We start from the raw sequence: 20,177 nt of genomic DNA on the forward strand, positions 1-20,177 counted from the left end.
AGACTTTGTCCCGTCTTTTCCTTGGGGATAAGCGCAGGGCTTGACGCCGCTTTTCCAAAGCCTGGCTTGACAGGCGGTATCTCGTGCAGGGATGCTCGATTGATCGAAGAACGGCGCGTCAAGCCGCGCCGAAGAAAAGCGGCTCAAGCCGCCGCACTCCAAACAGAGGCCATCTTGACTCGGAACTCGCAACCCGAAACTCGGAACTGATTTAAAGGTGGTGCCGGAGCACGGACTTGAACCGTGATACCCGTGAAGGTGGTAGATTTTGAGTCTACTTTTTTGCGTGTTTTTGCTAATATTTATCGATAATGGTTATTTTGTGATTGCTTTGTGAATTGCCATGCCTTAGTATTAGGGCTGAGTTAAGCGGCATTGAGCGAAATACGGCAATCGGAGAGTAACCATGAAACATCGAACAGGGCACATATTTAAAAGAGCTAACAGTAATACTTTTTATTTGCGGTATGTCATTAATGGCAAGGTCATGCAGCAGGCCTTGTATAACGACAACGGCGAAGCGATTACCTCGGCCAAGGATGCGGAACAGGCCCGGGTAAAGATCATGTCCCCCTTCACGGTGGCGGATGAAGCCGGGGCGCTGGAAAACGTCAAGGCTAAACTGGAAGGCCGGCGGCACGAACTGGAGGTCATTGATGAACAGCGCAACCCCGCCCTGCCCCTCCAGCAAGCTTGGGGCACCTTTATCAAGTCTCACAACCGGCCTGACACCGGTACAGCCACGTTGAGGGTTTATGCCCTGACTTGGGGGCGTTTCTTAAAGTGGATAACTGGCGCATACCCGGATGTGAAGACATTACGGGCCGTGACACCGGAGATCGCGGGAGAGTATGCCGCCCATTTGACCGCTGAAAAACTGAGCCCAAACACGTTCAACAAATACATGAACCTGCTGAGCCTCGTTTTCCGGACTGTTGCCGAGAAAGCACGCCTGACGAAAAATCCCTGGGAAGATATTCAACGGAAACGACTGGTGACTCATGGTCGCCGGGAACTTACCATCGCGGAACTCCGTGCGGTTTGCACAAAAGCTACCGGGGATTTGCGTCTCATGGTGGCTATTGGGCTCTACACAGGGCTACGACTGGGCGATTGCGCCACCTTGCGCTGGGCCGAAGTTGACCTTGCGCGCGGCATCATCCTCCGGATCCCCAATAAAACAGGACGACGTAGCCAGAAACCCGTTATGGTGCCGATCCATCAAACCTTGCGCGCCCTGCTGGAGGAGGAGCCCAAGAGTGACAGAACCGAATACGTCTTGCCCCGTATTGCCGCCGACTACGCGCGGCATCACAGTTATGTGACGGATCGCATGCAAGCCCTGTTCAAGAAGTGCGAAATACAGACAACGCGGGCTGTAGAATGTCAGAAAATGGCGCAAGTTGAAGTTGGGTTTCATTCCCTGCGGCATTCATTTGTCTCCCTCTGCCGGGAGGCCAATGCACCGCTGGCGGTTGTTGAAGCGATTGTTGGTCACAGCAATCCTGCCATGACCCGGCATTACACCCATACCGGGGAAGCCGCCGCCATCGCGGCGGTGGCGGGACTGCCGTCCATTATGACTGAGGAGGAACCCAAAGCCCTCCCCCCGGCACCAGCGCCTCGCCTGGTGGATGCTGATGCCGTTCTGACAATATTTGAAGGGGCAAATTCAAAGAACTGGCAATCCAAGGTGGCTGAATTGCATGTTTTGGCTGAAAAGATAAGCCGCAGCGACGGGCAGAGCAACGCATCGTGAGTTCGTGTCTACGACTGTTCGTGTCTACAACTTGACCGCTCGTATTCGGAATATTACGTTTTTAGGGAGGACTCAGATCATGACGACCAAAACTTTGCGTTTATCAGACCACATGCTGGATGCTGTGCGGGAACTCGGCACCGCCGAACATATTGAGGAGGCCACCGGTAACACTGGCATGGATGACACCCTAGCGTCTTTGCGATCTCTTCAGAAGAGTAACCGCTGAACAGGGTTACCTCCATAATCCTTAGCCTAGGATCGCATCCTTGCAGGCCTTGGCCACGCGGAACTTCACCAGGCGTTTGGCCTTGATCTTGATCGTCTCGCCCTTCGCGGGGTTACGTCCCATGCGAGCCTTACGATTCACCAACACCAGTTTACCCAAGCCAGGAAGGGTGAAACTGTTCTTGGCATTCTTGTATGCCAAACAACCCGTCCAGAACGTAAAAACTTATGATGTTAAAAAGACGACGTCGCCATTGCGTTTCAGGCAGTAATTGAGGAAGATTATTCTATGTGCCATTTTGAAGTAGATTCTTTCGCTTTTTTGGATAAGTCAGTTGTCACGACCGCTGACCAGAAGGGAGAGCGGGTTGTGAAACAACTTAGAGCGCTGACTCTGACGGTGGCATGTGCCATCGCGGCTGGGATGGCTGGCATACCTGATGTTTCAGCCTGCAATGTGCCGGTGTTTCGTTATGCTCTGGAACGTTGGCAGGCTGACACCTTTGACGTCACACTTTACCGCCAAGGACCCCTCCCAGCCGACAAACAAACCTCCGCGACCGTGCTTCAGGATGCGGCTGACCGAGGAGCCGCCAATTTAACTTTAAAAGTCGTCGAAGTATCCGGCCCGAACAATTTCCCCCTGCCATGGGTGAAGGTGGATTTCCAGGTTGGAAACGCGACTGAGATTCCGCCTGCGTGGCAGGGACCTTTTGACGCCGCAACTGGCCAACTGCTGCTGAATTCGCCGGCCCGCCGCGAACTAGTCCGCCGCCTAGTCAACGGCGACTCGGTTGTGTGGGTATTGCTCGACGGCAATCCGGCGACCAAAAGCCTGCTCGACACTGAGTTTCGCAGACTTGAAAAGGAAATCGCCATCCCCGAAGTTGACCCAAACGATCCACGCACAGAAGGTAACCGCGCTCTGAAAGTCGCCTTTTCCGTGTTACCGGTCACGCGTGCTGACCCGGCTGAGACAGTCTTCATCGCCATGTTGTTCGGCATTGATTTATCGCTGACCAACGCGACCGGGCCAGTGGTGTTTCCGGTCTATGGCCGCGGCCGTGTGCTCGCCGGGTTTGCAGGGAAGGATCTCAATGCCAGCACGATCTCAGGAGCGGCGTACTACGTTTGTGGCGCGTGTTCCTGCGAAGTCAAGGCACAGAAACCCGGCACAGACCTCCTGCTCTCGGTTAACTGGGATGAGGCTATCCCGCAGTGTGTCGTCACGGATCCTCCCCTGCCACCACTTGTCAGTCTGTCGTCACTCCCCCCGCTGGCGACAAGCGTAACGACGTCCGGCGTACCCGCGCCGGCACCGGTTTCACCCGGCGGATTGCGCCGCAATCTTTTCATCTCTCTGGCAGTTGTACTGGGGGTGGTCGCTGCCGGCACACTCGTCATCATGCGAAGGAACCGGTCATGACCCTCCTACACCTTATTCTCCGCGAGGTTGGGTGCCGCCAACTGAATTTCATGCTGGGCATTGTGTCAGTCGCTGTCGCTGTGGCATGCCTAGTGTCTGAACTGACCGTCTTGAAGCGATATGACCTGCGCACCGAAGAGATCATTGCCGCCCGGTCTGCCGAGACGCAGTCTCGCATGGCCGGGCTTGAGGATGACTACCGGAAACTGACACTCAAGATGGGGTTCAATGTGCTGATTTTACCCAAGGATCAGAACTTGGGCGACCTGTACGCTGACGATTTCGCGGCGAAGTCCATGCCGGAGGACTATGCCGTGCGCCTCGCAAAAAGCCGCGTTGCCACGATCAACCACATTCTGCCCAGCCTTCAGCAGAAAATCAAATGGCCGGAGCGCAATCGCTCGATTCTCCTGATGGGCGTGCGCGGCGAGGTGTACCTGCAAAGCGCCAAACAGAAACCTCTGATCGAACCCGTCGCGACGGGTACGATGCTCCTCGGCCATGAACTCGCCATAACCCTTCACCTCAAGGCCGGGGATGAAGCCGTGTTGATGGGGCGGATGTTCACGGTGGCAAAAATTAATCCCGAACGTGGCAACAAGGATGACATTACTGTCTGGGTCAATCTATCTGAGGCTCAGACCCTGCTGGGCAAACCCGGACTGATCAACGCGATTCTCGCGCTGGACTGCACCTGTGACACCTTGGACCGGCTCGGAAAGATCCGCGTTGAGATCGCACGCATCCTGCCAGACACGCAGGTGATCGAGTTCGCCTCGCAAGCCGTTGCCCGTGCCGAAACAAGGCAGCGAGCGGCGTCCGAAGCCGCCGCCGCTATCGCCCAGGAAAGTGCTGGCCGCGCGAAACTGCGCGCGGAGAAGGAGTCCTTCGCCGCGGTTCTTGTGCCGGCAACGCTGGTCGGCGCCGCAATATGGATCGCGTTTCTAGCCCTAGGCAACGTTCGTGAACGGGCTGTCGAGATCGGCATCCTGCGCGCCCTGGGACTGCGGTCATGGCAGATTCTCGTTCTCTTTCTAGCCCGGGCTCTGGTTACCGGATTCGTGGGGGCGGCGCTGGGGTTTGGCGCGGGGGTGCTCCTGACTGCCCCGGCGATGCCGACGTTCCAGTTGCCTTGGTTGCCAGTCGTGCTGGCGGTTGCTCCGATCCTGGCAGCCCTCGCGAGTTGGATTCCAGCGATGCTTGCCGTAGGGCAGGATCCGGCGGTGGTATTGAGCAGGGAGTAGGAATGATTCTTGAAATATCAGATTTGAGTAAACGTTTTACCGGGCCGGCCGGTATGGTTAACGCCGTGAGCGGACTGTCACTGGTTCTTGCCGCTGGCGAGTTCGTCGCTGTTCAGGGGCCGAGCGGATGCGGCAAATCCACACTTTTGCTGGCAGCCGGCGGATTGTTGCGACCCGATGGGGGCGGGGTTCGCGTGGCGGGGCAGGATCCGTATGCCATGCCTCCTGAGGCCCGGGCCGTGTTCCGGGCTGCGCACATTGGATTTGTCTTCCAGCAATTCCATCTAGTCCCGTACTTGAGTGTTCGGGATAATGTACTGGTCCCGACCCTTGCCCTGACGATGCCGGACGCCAGGGTCCGGGTGACGGAATTGCTTGAGAAATTCAACCTAACCGATAGGCAACACCATTTGCCTGAACACTTAAGCGTCGGCGAACGTCAGCGGACTGCGCTGGTCCGTGCCCTGCTAAACCGGCCTCAACTTCTGCTCGCCGATGAGCCGACGGGAAATCTTGACCGCACCAACGCCGAAACGGTAATGGCGGCCCTGGCGGGCTTTGCAAAAACCGGCGGGGCTGTTCTGCTCGTGACTCACGACGACACCGCCGCCAGCCGTGCTGATCGGATTGTCCGGATTGAGAAAAAGCCTTAGATCACCCAGCCGTACTTCCGGTAGCATTGCTTGGATTCGGCGGTGGTCAGAAAGTCCATGAACTTCACCGCTTCGGCAGGATTTTTTGAGAACTTGAGCAACCCGATACACGTTCCCCGGTAAATACAATAGGCCGGAGGCAACTTCACAACCTCAATCCTTCCCGGGGCCAGGTGCGCAAAACTCGACCAGCCAAACGCACAGTCGATTTTGCCTTCGACCACAGCTTCAACAATCGCCACGCACCCATTGGCCTTGAATGTAATGTTACGGCGGATCGGCTCAATCAATCCGGCCCGTCCACTCAAATCCTCCCACAGGCCCTTCAGGCAGTCCATGACCGAGATGGCCACCTTGACGCCTGGCCGCGCCATGTCTTTGAGGGTCGTGATTCCGGCCGGGTTACCGGCTGGCACCACGATGGCTGATTCGCGGCAGGCGATGGTGCGCCGTTCTCCCTTTTTGACGATGCCACGCACCTCCCCGTCATCAAGCAGGTATTCCGCACCGGCGATCGCCAAATCGTGAATTCCCTCCTCTGCAATTTCCACGAGAAAATCAGCATGCCCGCCGCCCTCCACCGCCTCTTCGGCCACGGGACTTGCGCAATGCCGGTTGCAGACGCTGATCTCCACATGTGTGCCGGTGTTCTGCTCAAAGAGAACCGCTGCTTCCCTGAGTGGTTCGGCGCACGCCCTTGCGGAAAAAACCCGGATTATTCTGTCATGGTTCATCGTGTTCATCACTGTGGCCTATCTTGGTTTGAATCCAAATACCTCACTCATGCCTTCACCGTTCCGTTCTCCAACCGCAACACCAAGTCGGCGAGCCGCACGGCATCGACCGGGTTATGCGTGATATGCAGCACGGTTGCACCGCTGTCCGTCTGAACGCGTCGGAGCAGTGCGACCATGTCGTCACGCGTGTCCTCATCCACCGCGCAGAGCGGCTCATCGAGCAGCAGGATACCGGGCCGGAATGAAAGCGCGCGCCCCAGCGCGACGCGCTGGCGCTCCCCCCCGCTCAAGCCTAACGGCAGGCGGTGCAACAGCGGCTCAATATTCAGCAACTCAGCCAGTTCCTGAACCCGGGCCGCAATGCGGGCCTTTGGCTCGCGCCGGATGGCGAGTGCGAACGCCAGATGTTCGCGCACGGTCATACAGGAGAACAGGGCCCCGTCCTGGGGCACATACCCTATGTTGCGCTCCGCCGGCCTGGCCCGGGTGACATCCACACCGCACAGTCTGACGCGTCCGGCACGCAAAGGACGAAGGCCGGCAATCGCCTCCAGAATGGTGGTTTTACCGGTTCCGGTGCGTCCCATCAGCACGGCATAACGGCCCGTAGGCACCGAAAACGTCACATCTTGTAACGTGAACGAGCCCTGCTGAACGGCAAGTTGTTCGACTGAAATCATGAAAAAGGTCCCCCACCCGCCAGGCTGCGATCCATGGATTGCTGCAGCCCGAACGTGCGCGCCAGTGTTAACACCACCAACGCCATGCCGATCATCAACAACGATACCGCGACAGCCGCTTCGATGTTGCCCACGCTCAGTTCCAGAAATACCGTGGTGGGCAAAACTTCCGTGCGCAACCGCGTGGCGCCGGCAAAAACGAGTATCGGGCCAAATTCACCGAGTGCCCGCGCCCACGCGAGCGTGGCGGCGGCCAACACGCCCCTACGAGCCTCCGGCAAGGCCACCCACCAGAACGCTGCCGCACGGTTGCACCCCAAGGTCAACGCCACCTGCTCCCGGCGGGTATCGATCTGTCCAAACGTCACGAGCATCGTCCGCACGGCAAACGCGCACGCAACGGCGAATTGCGCCAGCACCACGCCTCCAGTCGAGTAGGTAAAAGGCACGACGCGCTCAATGGCTTTGCCAACAGGCGTCTGGAACAGTATGAGCAGACTGAGTCCAATGACCAGCGGCGGCAACACGACGGGAATATCAAGGATACCATTGATGAGATTCTTGCCCGGAAAATCAAACCGCGAGATCAGATAGGCGGTCGGCACGGCAACCCAAAGCGACAACAACGTGGTCAAGGTACAGGAAATCAGGCTCAACCGAATCGAAAATTGGATATCAGGGCTGCGCAATGCCGCCAGTAGATGCCCCGGCGTGGTGAACGACAGGTCTGCAACCAGCATCGCCACGATCAGCACGATATAGACGCTGCTGAGTAACGCAAGACCCAGTAGAAATGGCCAGTCAGGGCCAGGACGCACTTTTAACGATGGAGGCTCACCAACTACATGATTCACGGGGTCTGACTCCATCGCGCATGGTTTACAATAATAGCCGCAGTAGGACACTCTTTTTCACACAAAGCGCAGCCGGTACACAGGTTGACCCGAACTGTAGGGCACAGGTCTCCCGAGTCCATCTTAAGCGCCACTGTGGGGCATACATCCACGCAAACAGCACAGGCAATACATTGCCCTCGATCGATTTGCAATAGTTCACCCGACTGGACGTTAGGAATCATGCCCAGTGTTTTTCTCCTGACCATGCCGACTTGAGCGCATGGCACCGACGATTAACGCCCAGACAAATACAAGCATCAATGCCGGATTCGCCCATTGGAACGTCACCATGGCAAGGTCAGGATTTAAATCCGACCGCATACTCTTAAGCATCGGCCAAAATGAATCCGCATGTCCTTTCAAGTATTCATCCCCGGCAGCTTCCATGACGAAGGTGAACCCAAACCAGTTGGCCGCACAGGCCACGACCAATAATCCCAGCACACTCCACCAGGCAGGTGAACCTGCGATCCGCCCGCCGTGAAACACACGGAGCACCAGGGCAACGGCCATCAACACCATCGCCAGAGGCACCCAGGGCACACCAATCTTGATATCGGCCATAATGTCAGGATTAATGATGAACACCCCGACCAATGTGACAAACCCCAGCAACAGATCAATGAGGACATCGGTTCCCGTCTCCCACGCTTCCGCGGCCAGTCGCAGGGTCAAACGGCGGCGAATGCTGTCCAGATAAGATCGTCCCGCGACCAGCGCGAGAATCACAAATGACAACATAATCGCAAGATCGCTCACGCTTTGAAGAGACCAGACTTCCAGTCCCTTGTGAATACCTCGCTCCAGTTCTTCCATATTCATCGTGTTATTCCTTCATCATCCATTAACGGGGTAACGAAACCGGAGTCTTCCGGTAAGTCCAGCCAAACCCGACAGACTCAAATCGCTGACGGGACTCAGCCGAGACAATCACATCACGAAGGCGTGTCATCAATTGCGGGTATCGGGTGTCTTTTCCGACCGCATAAGGTTGGACCATATGGGCCATCGGGTGCTCAATCTTCACGCCATCAAGATACTCATGCACGCTCCCCAAATTGCTGCGGCAGGCAATGATCACATCGAGAGAGCCGGTGCGGAGCTGATTGACAAGAAAGTCTCCGGTGGGTGACTCGACTTTCATATTGGCCCCGATTTTATCGTAAATCTCAAGTGCCATAAGCATTTTCCAGGCAATATTGCCCATGGCCGACTTCTCGTGGTGTGGCAGCCCCACACGCAACCCGGGACGCAACAGGTCTGCCGGGGTATGGATGTTGAGCGGGTTGCCCTTCGGGACGATCAGCATAAGATCATTATCCACCACGTCACGGGGATCAACATAGAGATCTTTGACACTTGTCATGAACGATGTGTCGCATGAAAAATAGGCATCAGGCCGCTCCCCCGCCCGCATTTGGGCACAGAGAACGCCGCACCCGTTGTACACCGTCGTGATGCGAATGCCCTCGCGCGCCTCGAATTCCTTCAGTGTTTTTTCAAGACCCGGACGCAACATGGCACCACTGAAGAACACCACATCCGGTGATACGGCCCAGGCATCACCGTCAAGCGACACATAGTGGTTCTGAGCAAATATAGGCAATCCACGGTCACGCGCTCCAAGATATCGGGCAAACCTCAACGCTTCGGTCGGCGCCCGACTGGCTTTGACCACTCCGACCGTGACTGTTTCAAAGGCCCCCGTAAAGGTCGACGCTTCAATGATTTGAAGTTTGGGATACTGCCGGGCCGTCGCGTCCCAGACAATGCCCGCATCCACAGCACCTATTTTGACATCATTGGCCACATCATTTACTGTAGGCTTAAACACTTTGGCGCGCGGCTTCAGCGCAGCCCACATCCCTGCGGACTCCATCAATTTCTGGGTCATCCTGCCAATGGACGCCGCCTCGGGATTGGCCAGAGAAACAGTTACGTCCTCGCGCAACAGATCGGAAACCGCCTGGATATGCTTCGGGTTGCCAGCGCCCACAAGGATAACGGGATGCACCTTCGCCAATGGAATCGCCTCGGCGATCACGCCCAATGCCTGCCCTTCACGGATGTAACTATCATCTCCCGCAATGAAAAGATCCCCGGCATGGGCAACCCGGAGGTTGCTGAGCAGTGTACCCGATCCGCCAAACTGCAATTGGATGCTGACCCCGAATTCCTTCTCATACTCACGGGCCACCGCCTCAACCGGCGGTTTAATCCCAGCCGCACAGTAGACCAGCAGAGTTTGCCGGGGTTCGACTGTCGGTCGGCGTGGCAGCAACAGGACAATCAAGGCGGCAACCGCTATCAACGAGGTCACGACAATCAGCATCGCAACACCCATCTTGCCCGCCTTGAATTCCGGTATCCTGTCAGAGGTCGTTTTCATCGTTTATGCACGGATGCGAAGGGTATGTACACCAACCCCATTAACGTTCACACTGGCGTAACCGCTGCGCTCAACTTGGCGGTATTCGAAATCAACCTGGCGCCCATCCAGGGTGAGGCCGCGCGGCCGGCGTGCCTCCGGCAACAGAATTTCCAGCCGCGTCGTCGGCGCACTGCTCGTAAAGGTCAAGGTCAACAAGCGACCATTGCCACGATAGCGGTAGCTTGCATACCCCTCTGAGGCGGGGTAGCGCACGCAAACCTCGGCACGTTTCACGCCGGCGGCTACCCAGCGCGGCGCCAACAGCAAACGATCAAAGGCCACGCCTTCGTCCTTTACGCCTGCAAGCCCCTCGAGCAAAGCATACATCACGGCGGCTGCGCCCCAGTGGTCTGGAATGCCAAAACTGATCGGGTTGGGCTGGAAGTAGACCGGCGCATCGCACAGCGTCAACCCCAGCACAAACCACTCTCCAGCCCCCGGCATGGTGGCCAGCCTGATCCCGGCAATTATTTTTTCGGGGTGCGGGTTATAGATCCCGCAGGTAAAGACGGCGATATTGGGGCAGACGCGGTTCTTGCCGCGCCACGCCACGCGCGCATGAGGGTGGAAGAAATCCGGCGGCGTCCACCAGTTTCGCACCATGTTGTCCTTCACCGCGACATGATGTTCGCTCCCATCCGCGTACTGCATCGTAATGCTTCCAGCCGGAAAGGCGGCACTGGAGTAGGTGTGCAGCAGATAGAGCGATTGCGCAACGCGATTCACCGGGAGTTTGATCTCCGGCAGGTAGGGAGCCTTCGGCGCAAGGCCGATGCAGGCCCGGCGCTGGTTTTGGCGCGGATCGATCAAGACAAAGGGGATGTCCTCATACCGCTGCCTACCCACCAGCATTTCCGCGAGGTCATTCCGGCCTTCACCAGTCCACCCCGGTACGTTTTTGGCGCCTTTGCCGCAAAAGTCCACGTTGGCCGCCGTGGTGAGATCAAGCGTGTGGAAGGTGCGGCGGGGCGGCGTTGATTCTGCACCGCGCAGCACGCAGGGGAGGATGCGCTGCCGGCTCCACTCCGTCACGGCCGAGCCGCCATTGGGGGCGCGCGGCAGCCAGTCGGCAAACTTGTCGCACAGACCTCCCACGCGGCGCAGGATGTCGGCACCGTAGTTCTCAAAGCCATGTTCAAATGCGCCATGCGCAAGTTCACCAGCCGTGATCGTGGAGACGCCGCCGTTCATGTACTCCCATTTGTCGTTGGCATGCTTGAACCCACGCTCGAAGGGAGGATAGATCAGGTACCATTCGCCCGGCGACCCCTTGGGTAGATCGCGCCGCAGGTGCTGGTAGGTGCGTAGGATCTCCACGCACTGCGCATGAGGGATGCCACGGTTGAGCGCGTAGGTGTTGGAGAGAGAAATCTGCTTGCTTTCATCCACGCCGAGGTCGCGTTTGACCCGGGGATCCTCGGGCACATGATGCCGGTAAAACCGGCCGTTCCACGCCACCCGGTCGAGCCGCTGCCGGATCGCGTCGCCGGTGCGCCGCCATTGCCGCGCCTCGGCGTTGCGACCGGCGTGCTCCAGCATTTCGGCCAGATAGCGGCAGCCGGCGGCATAGCCGGTGTTGTCGCCGTGCATGATGCCAAAGCGCGTCTTCTCCGGGTCGATCAGCATGTTGTGGCCGGAGATGGCCAGGTCTTCCTCGGTCTGGAAGTCCCAAGTGTCGATCGTGTAGCCACGCTTGAGGAGTTTGAATTTCCGCGACCAGTAGCAGGGCGATTGGCGTGAAAAGTTCAGCGCCCGGATGGCCTGATCCAGACGCCCCCGCATCCAGGCCTCGTCACCTGTCGCCTTCCAGATGTAGTAGAGGCCTTCCACGTAGATATACTCCAAGTCATTCTCCACAGGGGTGCGCTGCATGCAGACATCGCGCGCCGGATCCTGCCAGCGGAAGCCCGTGGGAAGAAACACGATGTCCCAGTAGCTGGCGACGCGTTCCAGGGGTTTCACGGTATCCGCCAGCATGCCATTCGTGTGCTGGGTGTCGCCAAAGAGATCGAGCCCCGGCTTCAACTCGGGACAGAAATATTTCAACCCCTTCATCACATGAATATGGTCCCGCAGGCAAAAACTGAAAAAATTGTAAAAGCGGTTGCCAAGGCGCAGGTAATGCGGCTCGCTCCAGCAGAGCATGGTCCAGAGCGCATCCGCGAAAAGTTGTTGGTAGATGCCATCCGATTCCTTTAATTCCGTCCGGCAATCCACCTGGAAGGAAAGCGCCGCCAGTTCGCATTGCGCCTCATCCAGCAACCGTACCTCATGACGCCCCAGAGCCCCGCCGACCGTAAAACGAAACGGCGTCTTTCCTTTTTGCCGTATGTATTCGCGACCCTGTCCGTCGCGCACAGTCCAAGTTCCTGACAGGCAGCCACCGGTGACCGTTACCCGGCTCAAGGGCGTCATCGGCTCATTCAGCGGCGACTCGGCAAGGTGAAGATGATGTTCCCTGTCGACTCCATTATTCTGACGTTTCATGCGCCCATGCTACTATATCCAATGAGAAGAATGACACACTCTTAGATATTTTTTTTGTTGAATCGCGCATTACTTTGGATGCCGCCCTCGCCTCGTTTCCTCGCGCGTGATCATGATGAGGCTTAAACGCAGGCCTTTTCGGCCCATCGTCCGTTACTGCCGCCTCGTGCGGCAGAGGCCAAAAGCCATGATGCGAACGCCTTCCGCCGGGGACATAATCCTTGCCTTGACGGCAACGGTTTACCCATAATATTCACATTCTTTATTGTAACCGAAAACCTGAGAGGCTTACCATGTTCAGCGCCAAAACGATTGCCAAAGCTGTGCGCCGCGCCAATATTGTTTATGACCTCCACGAACTCCAGACCGGCCATGAGTTCATCCCGCCCTACGTTGCCAACGGCTGGGTGGGTGGCTCTTTTGATGAGTTCGGCTTTCCCTCCAAACCCAACTTCGACTACGATCATGGACGCCGGCATATCGGGTATGTAAACCATTACTACCGCTATTCCAATGGGGGGCACAATCAGGCGGCTCTCCTCGCCATGTCACCCGGACGCGCAGACGGACGCGGCCTCTGGCTGGGCGACCTCTCACGCTACCGCCAGGTCCTTGACCTCTACGCCATGACGCTCACCACCGATTGGACCGTGGACACCGCTACCTACCGGACGCGTTCCTTTGCAAGCATGGCCCTGCCGGAACTTTTCGAGACGGCCTTCACCTGCACCGGCATCACACCCCGCGACGCGCTGACCGTCCGCATGCGCTTTGACTTGCTGCAGGCCGAGAACACAAGTTGCCGCTGGAAGCAGGGTCTCATGGATACCCTTCAGGTGGAAATCGAGGAGGCTAAACAGGGCTGGCTCGTACGTTCCATCACCAACTGCAAAACAACTGAGTTTCTGATCGCTGGCGTGAACCTCACCCTCCAGTGCGAGGGCAATGAACTCGTCTTTATCGTGCCGGAGGGCAATAGCGCGCTGCGCGTGCTCATCCTCGACCCCGAACTCGGCGCCCAACGCGACGCCGCCGTGAAGGCACTGCCCAAACCCTCACCACGCTTCCGTCAGGACCATCTCGCTGCCGCCGCCGCCTTCTGGGAACGCAGTGGTCTTTTCCTCCCACAGGGTCCTGCCGCCAAGGTATGGACACGTTCCGCCTACTACCTGGCCTCAGCCGTCTCGCCGTTGCCTACCCATATCATGGAGCCGACGGGACTCAATAATAACATCTGGAAGCACGGTTTCCCGCAGGACATGTATTACGTCACCGAGAATCTGGCACGACTTGGTCACATCGAGCGCGCCTTGGCACAACTTCCCAACTGGCTCGACAACCTGGAGGCGGTCAAGCGCTATACCCGGCGGATCGCGGAGCGCGAGGGCGCCTTCTACCCTTGGATCCCTCCATTCGAGGACTGGGACGGATTCGAGAAAGACGGCCCCACCAACCCCGACACCTACGAGTTCCACAACTCCGCCTATGTGGCGGCCATGGTCTGGAACTGCTTCAAGATCACCGGCGACCGGGCCTTCCTGGCAAAACATTTTCCCATCCTGGAGGAGGTGGCGCGATTCTATCTGTCACTCACCGTTCTGCCGCCGGGCGGCAAGGCACAAATCCAGCATCTGCACCTGCGCAGCCAGGATGAGGCCAGCACGGAGACCGGCGAAAAATCAAATGCGCTCTGCTGTTTCTGGTCCGCGCTCTACACTCTGCGCGCCTACCAAGAGGTCTGCCGCATCCTCGGGCGCCAAGGCGAACTTCAGGGCCGTGTGACCGAGGTACTCACAGTCGGCTATGATCTTGCCTCACTCGAACGCCCGGATGGCACACTGAAGACGTTTGCGGAGGATGACCGGCCAGTAGGCCTGCAGAAGCATCCGGTGCAATTAAATCCCATCTGTTACCTGCCTCTACCGGACATCATCGACAGTTATGCACCGGTAAAAACTTCCTGGGCCCGCCGCTATGACCTGACGCATCAGGCGCTTCTCCCCATCTCCTATGGTTGGACCTTTGGGGAGTTCACCCTCGCCTCGGCACGTATGCGGTCAGGCCGCGAGGTGGCACGTGACCTCTCAATGGTGCAACCCGCACGTTTCGCGGACCCGTACTGGATCCAGTTCTATGAATCGAGCATGCGTGAGCCGTGGCATATGAAGAAGGCTTACTACTTCACAACCAGCGGGCTCTACCTGCAAGCCCTGACAGACTGTGTGGTGCAATACTGCCGCGGGACGCTTGACCTGTTCGCCGCAATCCTGCCGGAATGGGAGGATAAATCTTTCTTTTTCCATGGACTCCGCACCGACGGCGGCCTCGCAGTCTCCGGCGAATGGCGGGCAGGCGGTTTTCGCGTAGAGATCGTGCCCTCACGAGACGTGGTGATGCCCCTGCGCATAAGTCGCGACCTCAAAGGCATCCGCCTGCTGGAAGCAGACGGCCAAGCCCGGCAATTCGACGGCCAGACTGAGATCCCCTATTCATTCCGCAAAGCCCATCAGGTCGTGGTGGAAAGAAATTGAGAGGCAAAACTTCTTAGTCTGTAGCCCAATCTGACGTGTACTCTGCGTTTTCCAGGAACAACTCATCCGTCATCGCCCGGATCTGCGGCAGAGTCAGGATGGCACCGGTGAGGGGATCGGCCTGAATCGCCTGCCTGACGAGGCGCCGGCTCTTCGTCAACGCCCCCTCTACGGCCATCCCATGCACCGCGACGTGCGGCGTCATGAGAGCGGCTAATGCAGCCGGGAGCTGACCCACACGACAGGGAGTGATCCCGTTGGCATCCGCCAGGCACGGCGTTTCCACCACCGCCTGCGGAGGAAGATTTTCAATGAGTCCATGATTGCGGATATTCCCATAAAAAACCCGCGGCCGGCCTGTTTCCAGAGAGTGCAGGATGCGCGCCCCATACTCGTTACTGCGTTCGTAGACAATCGGCTCTTTTCCGGTAATCTGGCGGTCCACTTCAGAAACCCTGGCCTTGTAGTTGGCAGAATCGCGATCATAGCCCCAGTAGGTTTCACAGGCATATTGCTTCGCGACGGTCTCGTCCTTGCGGAACCAGGGATAGTATTCGGTCTGATGTTGCGGCCCCTCGGCCGGGAAATAACCGATCGCCTCTAACAGCTCGAAGCGGGGACGCTCCCAGGGCTCGGCTGTCACCACGCGATCCTTGGCTGCCAACAGGTCCGGATAAATATTCCGTCCTTTGTGCTCGAGTGTAAGATAGAAGTTCACATGATTGAGTCCGCCGGCGGTGTAACGCACCTCATCGGGAGGAATACCAATCCACCTGGCGATCTGCGGGTACGTATTCTGGATACTGTGACACAGACCCACGGAACGTTCATGACCGGAATCCAGAAGCGTCCACAAGTTCATGGCCATGGGGTTGGCGTAGTTGAGAAGCCAAGCGCACGGAGCCACCTCCCGCAGGTCGCTGGCAAGACCTCGCAACACCGGAGCCGTGCGTACACAGCGGAAGACACCGCCGGGGCCGATCGTATCACTGACCGTCTGCAACACGCCGTATTTGGCCGGTATGGCCACATCAGACTGATAGTGCTTGAGCCCGCCCACCATGATCGTAACGATCACGTAGTCTGCCCCTTCCAGCGCCTGGCGCCGGTCTGTAGTGGCGGAAACGCGTGAAGGCAGTTTCCGATCCCGGATGATCTTGTTGATCATCCGCTCCGAACGGGCGACCCGCTCCGCATCAATATCCATAAGCGAGATCTCGAGCTCGCGAAGTTCCTCGTAACTAAAGAAATCAACAACCAGTTCCCGGACAAACTTGGCGCTACCGCCGCCAATAATCGCAATCTTCCTCATTCACTCCTCCAATGATTCACGAACATTCAAACATCTCCAACTCACTCTAATCCTTATGGTCGCAACAAAATCTTACCCGAAATTCTTCCCGAAATAAGATGTGTTCAATTCGTATGTGACGAATATGCCTGCCATCAAGGTTTAGCGGATCGTATACACCGACCCTTTCGAAGCCCATTGTAGCAGGCATGTGGGGGGATTATTCGTCCGAAACTGAACTAGCGCATCGCTTCCCGCATAAGCAAACGCCGTCACCTGGTAAGGCATGCCATAGACGAGGCTATTCACCAGCACATTCGTGCCACTGCCGGCGTACACGACATAATTCGAAGTTCCAAGGACAGAACCACCACCAAAGGACGCGTTCGCCGTGTAGTTACTACCATCCACCGGCGCTGCATCCACCGCACCGCCCTGCCTGATCAACACGACCGTTCCGGTACTGGAGACGCCGGCCGTCCAGGAGATCATGAACGCACCATTTGCCACATTGGCATCCGTCAGGTTCACTGCCTGCAGTGGTTCCGCGTAGAATTCGCCGTTCGCCGAATATGCAAACGCGTCACTATTACTGGCCCAGCCCCGGTAGTAGTAGTGCTGGCCAGGGCTGAAACCCGCCACATTCGTCGTAAAGCTGAATGGTGCGTTGGTCGATCCAAGGATCGTGACCACATTGCCCGTGGGGTTGACAGCCGTATCCCACACCACGCCCCAACTGGTGATCGGGCCTCCACCGCCATTGGTCACACTCGCACCCAGTGTCGCAGTGGTCATGCCGACATCCGCCACGGTAGGCGTCACCACCACCGGCGGCACATAGAAAGTCCGCTGACTCGCCGTCGGCGGGTTGTTCGTCCGGTACTGGATTAAACTGCCGCCGCCTGCATAGGCGAATGCCGCCACCTGATATATCGCGCCGCCAGGGATGAGGTTATTCACGATCACATTCGTGCCACTTCCGGCATACACAACATAATTCGAAGTTCCGAGGACAGAACCACCACTGAAGGATGCGTTCGCCGTGTAGTTACTGCCATCCACCGGCGCAGCGTCCACCGCACCGCCCTGCCTGATCAACACGACCGTCCCCGTACTGCTCGCGTCAGCCGTCCAGGACACCGAAACCGAACCGGTCGATAAGCTTGAAACGACAACTCCCGATGCCTGCACCGGTTCCGCGTAAAACTCACTATTCGTCGAATACGCAAGACCGACAGAGTTGCTGGCCCAACCCCGGCAGTAGTAGTGCTGGCCGGGACTGAAGCCCACCACATTCGTCGTAAAACTGAACGGCGCGTTGGTCGAACCCATAATCGTGACCACATTGCCCGTGGGGTTCACAACCGCATCCCACACCGTGCCCCAACTGGTAACCAAGCGGCCACCACCGTTGGTGACGACGCAGGCCAGAGTCGCCCCGTTGGTGCTGATAGAAGACACCGTCGGAGCCATCAACAACGGTGAATCGTAAATGAACCCTTTCTGGTCAATCTCCAAAGCATCGGGAATCCCATCGTTATCCAGATCAAGAGACACCACCCCTGCCCCGTTGGTCCACACGCTGTAAGTGTCCACATAGGCCGGGCCGACAGACCCGGCGTCCAGTTCAAAACGACCGCTATTGAGCAGGTTCGTATTGATAAACCTCAGTTGCTGGCGCAGCAGGCGCCCATCCAGGAACAAGGCGGCCCGCCCACGCTTGTAGTTCTGATTGACCGCAATCTGCATCCAGGCGTTATTCGCCAGATTCGATACGGCGACCCCTTGCGCATCGTTGGAACAAACGTCCCAGCCTCCCAGGTCCGGGTTGAATACAGTCACATAACCATTGGTGTTGACAAACAGTTCAACGGCAACGCTGTTATCCTGGCGGTTATCGGCCGTCTCGACCGAAATCCTGTTGGTGTCCTGATAATAAAATTCAAGCCATACGTTGGACGATGCAGAGGCCGCCATCGTGCCGGAAAGTACGGACTGTGCCGAAACCGCCACGGCGACGTTGTTCTGCGCCTGGTTAGTCTGCGCAACGACGGAATCGGAGGAGGCCGCCCACCCGAAATAGCCCATGCGGTTCATCTTCGTCCCTATCGCATAGCGCTCGAACGGGTCGGCATAGGGCGGAACCTGAGGCACGACCGTCGTCTCCCAGCCGTAAGTGAACGTAACGGTACCGGTGAACGTGGCACCGTCGGCCACAAACGCCGTCACATTGGATACCTGCACCGTCCCGCCGGATTGAACGGTAAGCGTCCCGATGTCGTTGCTACCGCCATTCACCACGAGCAACCCGTTGCTGGCCACCGTCACACCGCCTGTTATCGTCAATCCCTGACACCCCGCCAACGTGCCCGTCGCACCACCCGACACCGTCAAGCCTCCCAGGATCGTCGTGTTCGTGGCGAGTACGGTCAGATTCAAACCGAAGGTCACAGCGTTCGTATAGAATCCGGAACTAACCACGATCGTGTCACCGGCCTGCGCCGCGCTCACTGCGGCCTGGATTGTCGGGTAGTCGCTGGGCACAAACCTCAATCCCGTATGGGTGAAAACCGCGGTCACAGTCGTATCCGTCCAAATGTTGGAGAACGTGTAGGATCCCGTACGCTGTTGGCCCGTGAAGGTCGCCGCCGTACCGCTATTGGTCAGCACCGAGGTCACCGCCCACGCCACGCCGGCTGTCATGGCTACATTCACCTGCCCACCCGGAAACACCTCGTTGGTCGAGATCGTAATGGTACCGCTGCCGCTGGAGGCCGGCGTCAATTGCGGTTTTCGCACAAATACCGCTGCAAAGACCCCATCAGAGAGTCCGTCCGGACTGATGTTGGTCCACGTGTAGGTTGCGCCGGCTGTATATTGTCCCGTGAAACTTCCCACACTCTGCCCGTTGGTCCGCACATCCGCCACGTAATAACCATTTGAAGCCGTGATTAGGAAATTGGTCTGGCCACCCGGAATAACGTCGAACGGGCCGACGGGCGTCACGGTGCCATTGGTCGGAGCGACCAGGGTGATGATGGGACGGTGCCGGCCGGTTAAGTTCCCATACAACTGAATTTCCTGGGCATCCGACATCCCGTCATTGTCCAAGTCGGCTGTCCAGTTTGTGGGGGCCGTGTAGGAGATCGACACTTGATCGAAATACAAGGATCCGGACATCCCTCCGTCCGCCTCAAAGCGCTGATAACTTGTCAGATTCGTATTGATGAAGGGCAGTCCCGCTATTAACAGGTGCTGGTTCATAAAGACCGCGACCGTCTTGTTCGAGTAGTTCTGGCACAGGGTGAGCCGTTCCCACTGGGACGTGAACGTTGTTGTGTTGGTCTGCCAATAATCCTGCGCATAGGTGACCCATGCATTGCTGACCGAATTCCATACCACCGGACAACCGTTGGTATCCAGGAAGGTTTCCACGGCCAGATTCGTATCCACATATTGCGATGTCGCCAAGGCCGCCGACACTCCCATGGACGTGTTGACGTAGAGATCGACCCAGACATTGGAGAATGTCACCGCTGTCAGCAGATTCGAGGAAACAGTGCCGCCCGGCACGGACACTCCATTAGTCCCTCGCACGACATCGGCCACATCGGTCAAGGTTCGGATTACCACCGAGGGGGACGATGCCCCCCAGCCTGTGGCGCTAAGGTTGGTCAGAGGCGTCCCATCCGCATAATTCTCAAAACCTTCAGTGACGGGAAGTGTGGCCGCGTTAGCACAAGCAACGCTCATCGCCACACACATGACCCATGCGAGTATCGCTCCAAGTCCATGTATAAAAATACGCATCATC

At 57.6% G+C, this 20,177-nt stretch carries 14 protein-coding genes and 1 pseudogene; 6 read left to right on the forward strand and 9 right to left on the reverse strand.

Going from position 1 to position 20,177, the window contains the following annotated elements; all coding sequences use genetic code 11:
- The first annotated feature begins 406 nt into the window (after positions 1 to 406).
- Both WCS52_12330 and WCS52_12335 read left to right on the forward strand, forming a co-directional pair.
- Entirely contained in the window at positions 407 to 1,759 is a 1,353-nt protein-coding gene (locus WCS52_12330; protein ID MEI6167971.1) for a tyrosine-type recombinase/integrase, read from the forward strand.
- Between the two features lie 79 nt (positions 1,760 to 1,838).
- Positions 1,839 to 1,988 carry a hypothetical protein gene (locus WCS52_12335; GenBank protein MEI6167972.1) on the forward strand — a complete coding sequence of 50 codons (150 nt, stop codon included), beginning with the start codon at positions 1,839 to 1,841 and terminating at the stop codon, positions 1,986 to 1,988.
- Between the two features lie 21 nt (positions 1,989 to 2,009).
- Here the strand turns inward: WCS52_12335 and WCS52_12340 are convergent.
- Positions 2,010 to 2,189, reverse strand: a pseudogene (locus WCS52_12340) (HU family DNA-binding protein).
- Between the two features lie 168 nt (positions 2,190 to 2,357).
- On the opposite strand from WCS52_12340, the gene WCS52_12345 reads away from it, so the two are divergent.
- The 3 genes from WCS52_12345 to WCS52_12355 are packed head-to-tail and all read left to right on the forward strand — an operon-like array spanning position 2,358 to position 5,310.
- Positions 2,358 to 3,413, forward strand: coding sequence for a hypothetical protein (locus WCS52_12345; protein MEI6167973.1), 1,056 nt, complete (start codon positions 2,358 to 2,360; stop codon positions 3,411 to 3,413).
- Positions 3,410 to 4,657, forward strand: coding sequence for an FtsX-like permease family protein (locus WCS52_12350; GenBank protein ID MEI6167974.1), 1,248 nt, complete (start codon positions 3,410 to 3,412; stop codon positions 4,655 to 4,657). Before WCS52_12345 ends, WCS52_12350 begins: the two co-directional genes overlap by 4 nt.
- Before the next feature lie 2 nt (positions 4,658 to 4,659).
- Positions 4,660 to 5,310: an ABC transporter ATP-binding protein gene (locus WCS52_12355; protein MEI6167975.1), complete on the forward strand. Its 651-nt coding sequence runs from the start codon at positions 4,660 to 4,662 to the stop codon at positions 5,308 to 5,310.
- On the opposite strand, the gene WCS52_12360 is transcribed toward WCS52_12355, so the two are convergent.
- From WCS52_12360 to WCS52_12385, 6 genes are all read right to left on the reverse strand, one after another.
- Entirely contained in the window at positions 5,307 to 6,044 is a 738-nt protein-coding gene (locus WCS52_12360; GenBank protein ID MEI6167976.1) for a substrate-binding domain-containing protein, read from the reverse strand. The two genes, WCS52_12355 and WCS52_12360, sit on opposite strands and share 4 nt — an antisense overlap.
- 47 nt (positions 6,045 to 6,091) lie before the next feature.
- Positions 6,092 to 6,727, reverse strand: coding sequence for an ATP-binding cassette domain-containing protein (locus tag WCS52_12365; GenBank protein MEI6167977.1), 636 nt, complete (start codon positions 6,725 to 6,727; stop codon positions 6,092 to 6,094).
- Entirely contained in the window at positions 6,724 to 7,581 is an 858-nt protein-coding gene (locus tag WCS52_12370; protein ID MEI6167978.1) for an ABC transporter permease subunit, read from the reverse strand. Before WCS52_12370 ends, WCS52_12365 begins: the two co-directional genes overlap by 4 nt.
- Positions 7,582 to 7,794: 213 nt before the next feature.
- Positions 7,795 to 8,445, reverse strand: coding sequence for a hypothetical protein (locus tag WCS52_12375; GenBank protein ID MEI6167979.1), 651 nt, complete (start codon positions 8,443 to 8,445; stop codon positions 7,795 to 7,797).
- A gap of 22 nt (positions 8,446 to 8,467) precedes the next feature.
- On the reverse strand, positions 8,468 to 10,012 hold the full coding sequence (locus tag WCS52_12380; GenBank protein MEI6167980.1) for a substrate-binding domain-containing protein: 1,545 nt from the start codon (positions 10,010 to 10,012) through the stop codon (positions 8,468 to 8,470).
- A gap of 3 nt (positions 10,013 to 10,015) precedes the next feature.
- Positions 10,016 to 12,541 (reverse strand): hypothetical protein, encoded by a 2,526-nt coding sequence (locus WCS52_12385; protein MEI6167981.1) that lies wholly within the window; start codon positions 12,539 to 12,541, stop codon positions 10,016 to 10,018.
- A gap of 293 nt (positions 12,542 to 12,834) precedes the next feature.
- Between WCS52_12385 and WCS52_12390 the strand changes: the two genes are divergently transcribed.
- The gene (locus tag WCS52_12390) at positions 12,835 to 15,072 is read left to right on the forward strand and encodes a hypothetical protein (protein ID MEI6167982.1); all 2,238 of its coding nucleotides are present in this window, start codon (positions 12,835 to 12,837) and stop codon (positions 15,070 to 15,072) included.
- A 13-nt stretch (positions 15,073 to 15,085) separates the two neighbouring features.
- Here WCS52_12390 and melA read toward each other — a convergent pair whose 3' ends face one another.
- Positions 15,086 to 16,384, reverse strand: coding sequence for an alpha-galactosidase (melA, locus tag WCS52_12395; GenBank protein ID MEI6167983.1), 1,299 nt, complete (start codon positions 16,382 to 16,384; stop codon positions 15,086 to 15,088).
- A gap of 141 nt (positions 16,385 to 16,525) precedes the next feature.
- Positions 16,526 to 20,176: a hypothetical protein gene (locus tag WCS52_12400; GenBank protein MEI6167984.1), complete on the reverse strand. Its 3,651-nt coding sequence runs from the start codon at positions 20,174 to 20,176 to the stop codon at positions 16,526 to 16,528.
- Position 20,177: the final 1 nt, after the last annotated feature.

This window comes from bacterium, assembly GCA_037128595.1.
GTDB lineage: Bacteria > Verrucomicrobiota > Kiritimatiellia > CAIKKV01 > CAITUY01 > JAABPW01.